The 13,076-nt window shown below is 67.8% G+C and carries 6 protein-coding genes; 2 read left to right on the top strand and 4 right to left on the bottom strand.

The window, feature by feature from the left end:
* Window positions 1-86: 86 nt before the first annotated feature.
* The gene (locus AC1PLA_RS11075) at window positions 87-1,373 is read right to left on the bottom strand and encodes a glycosyltransferase family 4 protein (protein WP_181098612.1); all 1,287 of its coding nucleotides are present in this window, start codon (window positions 1,371-1,373) and stop codon (window positions 87-89) included.
* A gap of 342 nt (window positions 1,374-1,715) precedes the next feature.
* Here AC1PLA_RS11075 and AC1PLA_RS11070 point away from each other — a divergent pair, with 342 nt between their 5' ends.
* On the top strand, window positions 1,716-2,717 hold the full coding sequence (locus tag AC1PLA_RS11070; protein ID WP_181098613.1) for an LLM class flavin-dependent oxidoreductase: 1,002 nt from the start codon (window positions 1,716-1,718) through the stop codon (window positions 2,715-2,717).
* Window positions 2,718-2,733: 16 nt separating this feature from the next.
* On the opposite strand, the gene AC1PLA_RS11065 is transcribed toward AC1PLA_RS11070, so the two are convergent.
* The 3 genes from AC1PLA_RS11065 to AC1PLA_RS11055 all read right to left on the bottom strand — a co-directional run bounded on the left by AC1PLA_RS11065 (window position 2,734) and on the right by AC1PLA_RS11055 (window position 6,768).
* A complete protein-coding gene (locus tag AC1PLA_RS11065) occupies window positions 2,734-3,600 on the bottom strand; it encodes an aspartyl/asparaginyl beta-hydroxylase domain-containing protein (protein WP_180968757.1) in 867 nt (288 codons plus the stop codon).
* A gap of 174 nt (window positions 3,601-3,774) precedes the next feature.
* The gene (locus AC1PLA_RS11060) at window positions 3,775-4,938 is read right to left on the bottom strand and encodes a glycosyltransferase family 9 protein (protein ID WP_146098056.1); all 1,164 of its coding nucleotides are present in this window, start codon (window positions 4,936-4,938) and stop codon (window positions 3,775-3,777) included.
* Window positions 4,939-5,304: 366 nt separating this feature from the next.
* Window positions 5,305-6,768, bottom strand: a complete 1,464-nt coding sequence (locus tag AC1PLA_RS11055; protein WP_349780766.1) for a glycosyltransferase family 9 protein — start codon at window positions 6,766-6,768, stop codon at window positions 5,305-5,307.
* A gap of 45 nt (window positions 6,769-6,813) precedes the next feature.
* Here AC1PLA_RS11055 and AC1PLA_RS11050 point away from each other — a divergent pair, with 45 nt between their 5' ends.
* The gene (locus AC1PLA_RS11050; protein WP_349780765.1) at window positions 6,814-13,041 is read left to right on the top strand and encodes an SDR family oxidoreductase; all 6,228 of its coding nucleotides are present in this window, start codon (window positions 6,814-6,816) and stop codon (window positions 13,039-13,041) included.
* Window positions 13,042-13,076: the final 35 nt, after the last annotated feature.

The following is a 13,076-nucleotide window of genomic DNA, read 5'->3' as shown; positions in this document are numbered from 1 at the left end:
CCTGCTGCGGCAGCGGTCGCCCATCGTCGTTACGCCACGGCCACTCTTATCATAATTTTGCGGCAAACGCCGTGCCGCCCCGCGCTTTAACGGGCATCGGACGACGCAACGACAGCTGCATTCTGTTGCCGCCTCGCCTGGACCGATTCCGCCGTTTGCTGTGCTGCGCTACGGTACGCACGCAACGTATGTTCCGCCATCCTCGCACCGCTGAACTCGGCGGCGCGCGTGCGTCCGCTCTCGCGGTAGCGCATCGCCCGCTCCTGGTCGTCGACCAGTTCCACGATGGCGTCGGCGAGCACGCGGGGATCGATCCGCGCAAACCCGCATGCATCGAACGACACGTCGACTAGGGCGCCGCTGCGGTCGTGTTCGATAATTTCGGCCAGGCCGCCCATGCGGCTGCAGACGACCGGAACACCCGCTGCCATCGCTTCGATCGCCGCATAGCCGAACGGTTCATACAGCGACGGCACCACCGCCACCGCCGAACGCTCATACAGCGCGTGCAATTGCGGCCTGCTCAACTTGCCGATGAAGCGCGTCGATGTGGCGAGCACCGGATCGCGCTCGGCGACGTAGCGCAGGGCATGGGGGTGGAGGTCGGTGCCGTCGCCGGCGACGACCAAGACGATGTCCTCGCGCTCGGTGCCGATCAGCTGGAACGCGCGCAACAGATAGCGCAGCCCCTTCTGCGGCACCAGCCGCCCGGCGAACGCGACGATCTTGCGCTTGCCGGTGCCGACTTCATCGCCGCCGGCCGGCGCCAGCATGGCCGCGACCTCGGCAATGGCGGCGGCATCGGGTTGCGGCAGCGGCTGCGCACCGTTGTGGATCACCGCGATCTTTGCATCGGCGCAGACCGTGCGCACGTCGTCTTCGACAGAGGCGCTCACCGCGATCAGCAGATCGCTGCGGCTGCACATGTCGCGCTCCAGTTCGGCGATGTAGGCCAGGGTGTCGCAGCCCCAGCGCGGCGTGAACAAATGCTCCAGCGAATGCACCGTGGCAACGATCGGCACGCCCCAGCAGTCGCGCAGCCGCTCGCCGGAGCGGTAGGTGAACCAGTTGTTGCAATGGATGAGGTCGGGAATCCCCCATTCGCTTTCGCACCGGCGAACCACCTCGTCCGCGGTCGTGTCGGACAGCAGGCCGAAGTACTCGAATCCCAGCGAGAGTTCGTCGACCGCCGGGCGCAGGAAGTGGACCTGCCGGTTCGCTTCGATGATCGAATCGCGTCTGTCGCCGCCGCCGACGACGATGGTCAGGCGCAGGTCCGCCGACTCCAGCCCCTGCGCCAACTGCGCCAGATACGTGCCCGCGCCACCGAACGTCACGGGTGGAAACTCGTAAGCGAGAATCAGGATATGCATCACGACGTCAGCCCCTGGTGCGCGATCAAGGTTATCGGCGTTGCGGAGTTTCGAGCATCCCTGCCCCAACGAACTGCGCCAACCGGAGCGATGCGTTCGCACCGGATCGCCGCCAGGAGGAACGAAGCTGCGCGTGGCCGATTCTGTACGATTGCGGCGCAAATGCAACGGCCCGCTCGCGCCGTGGCCGCAACGCACTCGGCACGGCCGGGTTCGGTGGTATCGTCGCCGGCGCGTCGTGCCGGCGCGCGACAGGCCTGGTTTTCCTTGCCTGGGCGTGGCCGAGCGACAAGGAAGACGCCCCCCGGGCATGGGAATTGTCCGTCGACGGAGGATATCCGGATGTTCGAGTACCGCGGCCGACGTATCGAACTGCTGTCGCTGATTTCCCGTGCCGGCAACGGCGAGCTGTTCTGGCGGAACTCGCTGGAGACGATCCGGCTCAGCGATCGCCACGGCTGCTCCGGCATCCTCATCCTCACCGGCAACGAGATCGCGGTCGAGCCCTGGCTGATCGCACAGGCCGTGGCCGCCGGCAGCGCTCACCTGCAGCCGCTGGTGGCGGTCAATCCGGTCTACATGCATCCGTTCACCGTGGCGCGCATGATCAGCTCGTTCGGCCTGATGTTCCGCAGGCGAGTCCGCCTGAACCTGGTGACCGGCACCTCGCTCAGCCATCTGGCAGCACTCGGCGACGGCGCGAACCACGACGAACGCTATGATCGCCTGCTCGAGTACGCATCGATCGTCGATGGTTTGCTGCAGGGGATGCCGCTGACCGTGGACGGCCGCTACTACACGGTCGATGGCCTGCAGTTGCTGCCGGCGCTGGATGAGGCCCTGCGGCCGCACTACTACGTCGCCGGACACTCAGATGCGGCTGCACGCGTGGCCAGCCGGATCGACGCGATCGGCCTGCAGATGCTCGGGCCCGCGCTTGCCGACGGCGCGATCACCGGCCAGGCGATCCACTTCGGCATCGTCACGCGCGAAGACGAGGCGTCGGCATGGGTCGCGGCGCGCGCGCGCTTTCCGGACGACGAACTGGGACGGTTCGTGCAGCAGCAGTCCATGAACAACACCGATTCGCAGTGGAAGCGCCGGCTGCAACTGGCGGCGGCGCAGGAAACCGACGCGTCGCCGGAATTCTGGATGCTGCCGTTCAAGACGTTCCAGGCCGACTGCCCGTTCTTCGTCGGAGGCCACGAACGCACCGCGGAACTGTTGGCGTCGCTGATCCGCGCCGGCGTACACACGTTCGTGCTCGACATCCCGCTCGACGAGTGCGAATACGCAAATACCGCCGCCGCATTCGCAAGAGCCGCGCGGCTGCTCGACGGCTGAATGTCCGGGCCGCGCATCAGCGCTGGATCTGCAGTTCGCCGTCAGCGCCGAGTTCGATCGTGCTGATGCCGCTATCGGTCAGGTAGCGCCTCACGGTGAGATCGGTGAAACGGTCCAGATCCACCTGCACTTCGCCGTTGCTCTTCAGCGACAGGCGTCGGAATCCACGCTCCTTCATCGAACGGCGCACCTGATCCTGCGCGTACTCGCCACCCATAAGCTCGATCCGGTCGGCTTCGGCGAGCGCGGGATGGAAGATGTCGTAGAGCATCACCACGCGTGGCTCGTCGCTGTCGTTCCAGACTTCGTGTTCGATCGAATCGTCGAAGACCAGGCACTCGCCCGGCTGCCAGGTCAGCGTGGACTGGTTCACCCGCATCTTCGCGCCCGCGGGCGTCTTGATCCCCATGTGGATGCGCAGGCGGCCGTTCGTGTATCCACAGTGGCGGGCGATATGCGTTCCGGGTTGCAGCCACGACAGCATGATCACGCCCGCGCAGCGGTGTTCGTGCGGGATGCGGTCGAGGATCGCCGAGGTCGCCGGGAACAATTCCTCGACCTGCTGGAACCGGCGCCGGCCTTCGTAGAAGATCACCTGATCCCAGCCGCCGCGGTCGACGAGCGGTTCCTCGACCGGTTTGAATGCGGCGCCGTCGGCAGTGGAGACGCGCTCGAATTCGGCGAGGATTTCCGCGTAGTGGCGCTGCAGGTAGCCGGCGATCCAGAACTTGCCCGGATCGTAGGACACTACTGGCGGCAGATAGTCGATGTAGTGCAGCGGTCGCTGGAATGCGTGCTTCCAGACGCCTTGGCGCACGGCCAGATCGGCACACTGCCCGGCTTCGGCGACCCTGCCCGCGGTCACCAGGCTGTCGATCAGCACTGCGTACAGCCGGCGCAGATTGTTGGAATTTGTTGTCATCGGTTGGCCTCCTGCGCTGAATTCCCCGGATCGCTTCCGTGGACGCCGGACCGACCCCATGGTCCGATTGTGACCTGCCCCCGTGCAAAAACAAAGCGCGTCACATCCGGCGGCTGTCGCGGCGGCCTCCGTCGCTCAGCACCGCGAAGCCGCGGACGCATTGGCGCCGCATCGCGCCGCGACGCTGTCCAGCACCGCATCGAACACCTGCTGCACGCCGGTGTCCGACAGGCATCGCGGATATGTCGGATCGCGCGGATCGTAGGCGTAGGGGCAGTGGAACTCGGCGCACGAGAACTGCCGCTGCCCATGCCGCTGCAGCGAGAACGCCGACGGCCGGCTGCAGGCGTGCTCGCCACGCACTACGCGCGCGGCATACATTCTTTGCCACAGCTCCGGGCCGATCGGCCCGCATGGCACCACGACCGGCTTGCCCAGCGCAGCGGCGATATGCATGGGCGCGGAGTCGTTGCCGACGAACAGATCGGCGCGGTCGAGCTGCGCGGCCATATGGTTGAGGCTGCCGCCGCTCGCGTCGTGGATGTCGGCGGCGGGATCAGCAGCGATCACCGCGGCACGTAGCGATGCGATCTCGGCCGCCTCGCTCGCACCGCCCACCAGCACCACGCCGGCGCCGTCGATGCGGCACAGCCGTGCGCATAGCTCGCGGTAGTGCGTCAGCGGCCAGCGCCGGTTCCAATGCGCGTCGCCGCCGATGTGCACGGCGATGCGCAAGCCGCGCCGTTGCTCGTGCGCCTCGTCGGCGACGTAGGGGAAACATCGCCCCGGCCCCGGCACGTGCAATCCGATATCGACGCCGGCCGCTTCGGCGAAGGCGCGCGTGCTGTCGAGCAGATCCGGAAAGCGCCCGGCCTGGGCGAAATCCAGCGCGACCGTCCTGTTGACGAAGACAGCTTCGACCGGGTCCAGCGGCACGCCGACGCGTTCGCGGATGCCGCTCAGATAGGCCTGGATCGCGCGCAACCCGGTGCTGCTGGGATCGATCACGCAGAGGTCGAAGCGCTGCCTGCGCAACGTGCGGATCAGCGCGATCCAGCGTCGCGGCGCGCGCGCGCCCGGTTCCGGGCACTCGACCACTTCGTCGATGTAGCCGTGCTTGAGCATGAAATCGCGATAGCGCCGAAGCAGGTTGGGGCCGGCCACGCAATACAGCCGCGCGTTTGGATAGGCTTGACGGAGCAGCTTGAGGAACAGGTTCTTGCTGATCAGGTCGCCGAGCCCGGGCACATGCGGGTTGTCGCGGTTGGCGATGGCCGCGAACAAACAGATCTTGCGCACCTGGTCCGGCCGCGAACGCCGCTCGCGCGCACCGGCGATTGCTTCAGTCGCCCTGGCATGGCCGATGGCGGCCGCACGTATCGTGCGCCAGGCCAAAGCATCGATCGCAGCTGTCCATCGCTCGCTCACTGTTGGGCCCTGGAATGCGGATCAAGCCATCTCGACGCGTCGTTCAAGCCCGAGCAGTCTTCGGCGTCACCGCGAGTCCGCGCTCGTGCGCCCGGACCCGCCGTACGGCAGCTGGCCATGCTTGCCGTCCCAGCCTAGGACATCGACACACACGCGGCAAGGATCACGCAAGGCTTTGCCGTGATAACGATGCAAGCGCCGGGCCGGCCCTGCGCTTGCACGCGTGCGACACGCCGCTCAGGCCGGGTCGGCGGCGGTGCCGGCGACGCTCGATGCGTCGCGCCCGTCGCGCCCGTCGCGCCGCCCGCCTGCGGCGAGCTTGCGTTCGCAGGCGTCGAAGACCGCCTCCACGCTCAAGCCGGTCATGCAATGCGGATAGCGGCGTAGTGCCGGATCGTATTCGACCGGGCAGTCGCGGCTGCAGGCGGCCACTGCGTCGCGGTGCAGCGTGGGACGGTGGCGCCAGCAATCCAGTTCCAGCGACACACTGGTCTGGTTGCGATAGGCGTCCCAGGTCGAATAAGGCGTCGGCCCGAACATGATCACCGCCGGTACGCCAAGACAGCCGGCGATGTGCATCACCGAAGAATCGTTGCCCACCACAAGATCCGCCTGCGCCACGTGCTGCGCCATCCAGTTCAGGTCGCCGCCGCAGGCTTGCCGCAACTCGCCGTCGCTGCAGCGTTCGCGCACGCGATCGACCAGTTGCTGCGCCTCGTCGCTTTCGTCGTCGCCACCGACCAGGACGATCTGCGCGTGGTATCGGCGCAGCAACTGCTCGCACAGCACCTGGTAATGGGCATCCGGCCAGCGCCGGTTCCAGTCGCGGCTGCCGCCGGGATGTACCACGATGATCGGCCGCCGGCCGGAGAACGCCAGCGGCCGATCCACCGGCGCGAGCCGAAAGCGCGGGTCGATCCGCTCGCGCGGCAGCGGCGGGTCGAACGCCAGCGCCCGTGCATAGGCCTGGGCCATGTCGAGCAAGGTCATTGCGCCCCAGGCGCCGCTCAGCGCGATCTGGCCCTGGTTGACGAAGGCGTCGACGGCAAGCCCGCGCTGCAGGCCGAAGCGCCTGCCGATGCCGCACAGGTGAGCGAACAGCGGACTGAGCCGGGTGTCGCGGCTGTCGTGCACGCACGCGTCATAGCGCGCAGCGCGCAAGCCGCGCAGCAGCCTCAGCCAGTTGCGCCAGCGGCCGAAGGCTGGATCGTCGCAAACGATCAGGCGGTCAATCGGCATGTGCAGCAGGTAGAGATCGTGGAACTTGCCGGCCTGGAACGCGGTGGTGACCAAATGCAGTTCGGCGCCGGGGAAACGTCGGGCGACCAGTTCGAACGCGATCGATGCCGCGATGTGGTCTCCGGCGCGCAGGCCCGGGCCCAGCGCGGAGAAGATCACCACCCGCTCGACCTGCGCCGTCGCGGCGGGCACCCGTTCGAACCGACGCAGCAGCCTGGCATAGGCCAGCAGCGCCGCGTCGGCCAGCCTGCGATTCATCGAGCCTCGGCCTGTCGACGCATTGACATGCGCGCGCCGAGTGCCGCTGGCGCGCACGGGCATTCGATCAGCGTCGTGTCCGCCGCAACCCTCCCTGCGTCGCAATACGGGCGGCACCGACCGCGTAAGGTACTGTGATAGGCTCGCTGCATGCCTTAGTGTATGTCGCCACGATCGGGATAAAGCGCGGCCGGACGATATCACACGTCATTGCGTTGGATAATCATGCTGGCAGGAGGCTGTTGACCTATGCGCGAAACCGACGCGGCGTTGACCTTGCAGGGTATCAGGCATGACGCGGTCGCGATTACAGGCATCTCGTGCCGCTTTCCCGGCGCGGACACTGCGCAACAGTTCTGGCGCAATCTGGTCGGTGGGATCGAATCGATAACACGTGTGCCGCAGCAAGGCACCGGCGGCGGGCACGAAGCCACCGCCGCACGCGCCCTACTCGCCGACGTCGAACAATTTGACGCGCACTTCTTCCGCTTCACCCAGAGACAGGCCGACATCGCTGATCCGCAATTGCGGCTGGCGCTGGAATGCGCGTGGCTCGCGCTGGACAGCGCGAATTGCGCCAACACCGCTCCGGACAGCCTGGTCGGCGTATTCATGGGCGCCAGCCTGAGCACCTATCTGCTCGGCCAGATCCTGCCGATATATCCGTCGCTGGCACAGGCCGTTGGTGCGTCGCAGATCCTTTTCACCAACGACAAGGATTTTTATCCGACCACCATTTCGCACCGACTCGACCTCAAGGGCCCGAGCGTTAACATCAGTACCGCATGCTCGACCGGGCTGGTCGCGGTGCACAGCGCTTGCCAGGCGCTGGCCACCTACCAATGCGACATCGCCCTGGCCGGCGCCAGTTCGGTGCTGCTGCCGCAGCAACCGCCGGCTTACGAACCTGGCGGCATCTACGCGCGCGATGGCCATTGCCGCGCCTTCGACGCCGATGCCGGGGGCACCGTCGGCGGCAGCGGCTGCGGCTTCGTGGTGCTCAAGCGGATCGAGGACGCGCTGCGCGACCGCGACTTCATACATGCGGTCATTCTGGGTGGCGCGGTCAACAACGACGGCAGCCACAAGGTCAGTTTCGCCGCACCGAGCGCATCCGGCCAGCGCACGGTCATCGAACAGGCCCTCGCCAACGCCGGCGTCGATGCCACCGACATATCCCTGGTGGAAGGCCATGGCACCGGCACACTGCTCGGCGATGCGGTCGAGCTGGAGGCGTTGACCGACGTGTTCGCGGACCCGGCGATCGCGGCCGGATCGTGCGCGCTGGGTTCGGTGAAGACCAACATCGGGCATCTCGACACGGCCGCGGGCATGGCCGGGCTGATCAAGGCCGCACTCGCGCTGCAGCACGCGATGATCCCGCCGAGCCTGCATTTCCGCCGCCCCGATCCGCAAGGCGCGCTCGAAGGCAGCGCCTTCTACGTGCCAACCACGGCAAGCGCGTGGCCGCACGGTCCGCAGCCGCGCCGCGCCGGCGTCAGCGCGTTCGGAATCGGCGGAACCAACGTGCACCTGATTCTGCAGGAGCCGCCGCCGGCTGCGCGCTGCGATGCGTCGACCCGGCCGTTCCACATCGTTGCGGTGTCGGCGCCGTCCGCCGCCGGCTGTGTTGCGAACGCGCGGCAGCTGGCGGCTTATCTGCGCGAAGCCGGCGATGTCGATATCGCCGATGTGGCGTTCACCCTGGGCGTGTGCAGGAAAGCGTTCGATCATCGTCACGCCTATGTCGCGCGCGATCGTACGCACTTGCTCGAGCTGATCGACACTGGCGCGGGAAGCAGCGCGGAGCCGGCGCCACACCTGCGCGTGGCCTTCGTTTTCCCGCAGCCCGGCGCCGACGATTTCGGCGTCATGAAAGCGGCATATGCGCACGAGGCGAGCGTCCGTGCGGACGTTCGCCTGTGCGCGGACGCGGCGCGCCAGTGCGCGGGCAGCGAGTCCGTCGACCTGTGCGCGGCATTCGTGCAAGAGGCTCTGCCGCAACAGGCCACGCTGCGCGCGGCCGTGTTGTTCGCCGGCCAATACGCGATGGCGCGCTTGTGGATGCGCTGGGGCGTGCTGCCGCAGGCGGTCGCCGGCAACGGCGCCGGTGCCGGCGTGGCCGCGTGCGTGGCCGGAGCGCTCACACTGTCCGAAGCCGTCGCTGCGTTGTACTCGGGCACGACGCCGCAACCGGTACGCCAGGCGCATCCGGACATCGTGCTGCTGGACACGACCGAGATCGTCGACGCCGCCGATGCCGCGAAGAGCGCTTCTTCACCGTTGGTCTCGGGCCGCGATCACGTCGCGTTGTGCTTCTCCGCGCAGGCAGATGGTGCCGGCCACACCTCATGGGCTGCGCACCTGCACGCGTGGCAGCCCGCCGATGGCGCCGCGACGACGGCGCAGCGGCTATACGAAGGCCTGGGCACCGCGTGGGTAAACCGATTGCCGCTGGATTGGGCCGCCTTTCACGGCGAGCAGGCGCGGCGAAAACTGCCGATTCCTTCGCTACCGTTCGTGCGCTCGCGTCACTGGCTGGAAGCACCCGAGACGCTCACCGCCGCGCAGGTGCAAAAGCAGGAGCAGGAGCAACCTGTCGTGCAAGCCGCGCACGAGGCCAGCGCCGATCCAGGCGACTGGTGCTACGTTCCGACCTGGAAACGCTGTCTGGCGCCGCCGGCAGCGCCGGTGCCGCAGGCACCCAAGCGCTGGCTGCTGCTGACCGCGGAAGATCGCTTCTGCGCCGAATTCGCCACACGGATCAGACAGCGCGGCCACGACGTCATCGAGGTGTTCGCCGGTCCTGGTTTCGAACCGCTCGCGGCCACGCGCGCAAGCATCGATCCGCGCAGCCCCGGCGACTACGCCGCGTTGCTGGCCGACTTGTCGCGCCAGGACAGGCTGCCGGACCGCATCGTGCATCTGTGGAGCCTGCCCGACCCCGCCGATGCCGAGCCGCTTTCCGCGCGCCTGAGCGCAGGGCTCGGGCGCGGCCTGCATGCGCTGCTGTCGCTGGCGCAGGCCCTGGGCAAGGCCGGCGTCACCCAGCCGATACGCCTGACCTGCGTCTACAGTCGCGTGCACGATGTCGGCGGCGAGCATGCCCCGCAACCGGACAAGGCGGCGTTGACCGCCGCACTGAAGGTCATTCCGCAGGAGTACCCCAACCTGTCGTGCCTGGGTGTCGACGTGATCGCGCCGAATCCCGGCTCCGTCGTCGAAGACCGCCTGCTCGACCGCCTGCTCGCCGAATGCGAAAACCAGCCGGTAGACGTCGTGTGCGCATACCGCGGCGATACCCGCTGGGTGCAGGCGTTCGAGGCCGTGCACCTGCCGGTGCCGGCGGTGCCCAAGCCCAGGCTCAGGCACGGTGGCGTGTATCTGATTACCGGCGGTTACGGCAGCGTCGGACTGGCGCTGGCCGCGTATCTGGCGCGCAACGTACGCTGCGACATCGCTCTGCTCGGCCGCTCGGCGTTCGCTCCGGAGGATCGCTGGCAGGCGCTGGCCAGCGGCGCCGAAGCCGCCGATCCAGAACAGGCACATCTGGCGTCTGCGCTGCTCGCGCTACGGGCGCAAGGCTGCCGGGTCAGGCTCTACCAGGCCGATGTGGCCGATCGTGACGCGCTGGTGCGGGCGATCGCCGCGATCGAAGACGATTTCGGCGCGATCGACGGTGTGATCCACGCTGCCGGCGTCGCCGATACCGCCGGCATCATCCAGAACCGCAGCCAGGACGGCACCGAGCGCGCCCTGTGGGCGAAGGTCCGCGGCGCGGTGCATCTGGACGACATCCTGCACGGGCGGGCGCTGGACTTCTTCGTGCTGTGCTCCTCGATCGGCTCGGTTCTGCACGCCTTGAAATTCGGCGAAATCGGCTACGTCGCCGCCAACGATTTCCTGGATGCGTTCGCCGCGTATCGGCACGCGCACGCGCGCGGCCTGACCGTATCGATCAACTGGACCGACTGGCTGGACGCCGGCATGTCGGCACGCGCGAAGGCGCGTTTCGCGCAGCGGCAACGCCATGCCGAGCCGGTCGCGCTGCCTGCGCCCGTGCATCCGTTGCTGGGACGCAAGCGGCCCGGCGCGGTCGCCGGCGAATGGATGTTCGAGAATACGCTGCGCGCGCAAGACAACTGGGTGCTGGACGAACACCGTATCGCAGGCACCGCGGTGCTGCCGGGCACCGCCTACATCGAACTCGCATTCGCAGCGTTCGCTGCATGCACCGCCAGCCACAGCGCCGAGATCAGCGATCTGACCCTGATGGCGCCGCTGGTGGTCGCCGATGCCGACGCATGCGAACTGCAGGTCGTGTTGACGCCTCGCGGCGAAGGCTATTCGCTGACTGTCCGCACGCTTGATGCGCGCACGCGCGACGCCTGGACCGAGCACGCCCGCGCCGACATCGCCGCGCTGCATGAGAGCGAAAGCATCGATGCGACGGACGATTTCCTCGACGGTGCGCCGCTGGCCGATGCTGGCTCGCATCTGGGCAACGGGCACGGCACGGGCGATGCCGGCATGCGTTTCGGCGGGCGCTGGCGTGCGTTCGAAAGCGTCGCCGCCGGCCACGGCCGTGGCAGCGCGTGCTTGCGCCTGCCTGAACAATACCGCGGCGATCTCGATGATTACCTGCTGCATCCGGCCCTGCTCGATTGCGCGGTCTCGTTCCTGATTCCCGCCTTGCTCCAGACGCAGACCGAACCCTATGTACCGCTGCACTACCGCCGCGTGCGGATTCGCAGGCCTGGGCGGTTTCCAGAAGCGTTGTTCGCGCATGCGCGCAGCGACCAGGCGCTGGTGCGCGACGGCGGCGCGCTGACCCTCGACGCGCGCATCGTGGATGGATCGGGCGCGGTCTGGGTCGAGGTAGGCGGCATGACCGCCAGGAAGAGCGCGATGGCGCCGTCCACGGCGTCCGCCCCGTCGCAGCGACCCCAGCCACAAGCGCCGGCGAACTTCCTGCTCGATACAGGCACCGTCGGCGAATTGAGCGCATTACGCTTCGTCGCCAGGGATCTGCCTGCGCTGGGCCCGCACGATGTCGAAGTCGACATCCATGCCGCCGCGCTGAACTTCAAGGACGTTCTGGTGGCGCTCGGGATGGTGCCGGCGCCGAGTCCCAAGGGTAAGTTCGGCCTGGAATTCGCCGGTGTGGTGGCCCGCTGCGGCAGCGAGGTCGGCACCCTGCAGGTCGGCGACGAAGTGATGGGATTCGGCGGCCCCTGGGTTGCCCCGCGTGCGGTCTACCCGGCCGCGTGGCTGCGGCGGCGACCGGCGCGATTGTCGGTGGCCGAAGCCGCGGCGGCGCCGGTGGCGTTCACCATCGCGCAGCTGGCGTTGCGCGAGATCGGCGGCCTGCGCAGCGGCGAGTCGGTGCTCATTCACAGCGCGACCGGTGGGGTCGGGCTGGCGGCCGTGCAGGTGGCGCAGCAGATCGGCGCGAACATCCATGCCAGCGCGGGCAGCCCGGCCAAGCGCGCGTTCCTGCTCGGGCTCGGCGTCCAGCATGTCTACGACTCGCGCTCTCCGGCCTTTGCCCGCGAAATCCTCGAACGCACGGCCGGCGGCGTGGATGTCGTGCTCAACTCCTTGGGCCTGCAACTGGGCCGCGCGAGCCTGGACGTGCTTCGCCCGCAGGGCCGGTTCCTCGAACTGGGCCTGGGCAACGACGAACTGGAGCCGATCGCCCAGGTGCAGGGCAAGCACTTCCTGCCAATCGTCGTCGATACCGCCGATCCGGGGCTGGAGCGCGCCTGGAGCAAAACCGTCGAGCAGTTGGCACAGGGCCACTGGACGGCGCTGCCGATCCGCAGCTTCCCGATCGACCGCATTGTCGAAGCGTTCGACTACATGGCCGCCGCACGCCACATCGGCAAGATCGTCCTGACCTACGATGGCTGGGAACGGCTCGGGCTTACGCAAACGGCGCCGCCGCCGGATGCGCGTCAATCCGAAGGGGATTTTTTTGACCAACTGTTGCGCGGCATGTCTTCTCGCGACGGAACCGACGTCTTCGATCGCATCCTGCACCAGGACTTCTGTCGCGTGGCGGTCTCCACCGAACCACTGCAGCCGCTGATCGAGCGCGCCCGGATGGCCGCACGGGTCGGCGTGGGTGCGTTCCTCGCCGGCCAGAACCTGTCGGTGGAGACCCGTGCGCGTCCCGAGCTGGCCATCCCGCTGCAGGCACCAGGTAACGACGTCCAATCCAGACTGGCGCAGATATGGAAGGATTTGCTGGGGCTTCGCGAGGTCGGCATCCACGACGATTTCTTCGACCTGGGCGGCGACTCGTTGTTGGCGATCCGGTTGCTGTCGCGCTGCCGCGAGGAGTTCCAGGTCGACCAGACCCTCGCCGGATTGCTCGATTGTCCGACCATCGACCAACTCGCGCAAAGAATCGAACAGTTGCAGGCAGCGCGACCGCGCGTGGGCGACGCACACGACGAAACCGTGGTCATTTGAGGCGGTTGCGCTGGCGGTCCACGGGCCTGGGCAAA

The sequence above is a fragment of the Xanthomonas sp. NCPPB 1826 genome, from assembly GCF_056725285.1.
Note: the sequence above shows the minus strand (reverse complement) of the source record. Positions and strands in the feature narration are given on the sequence as shown.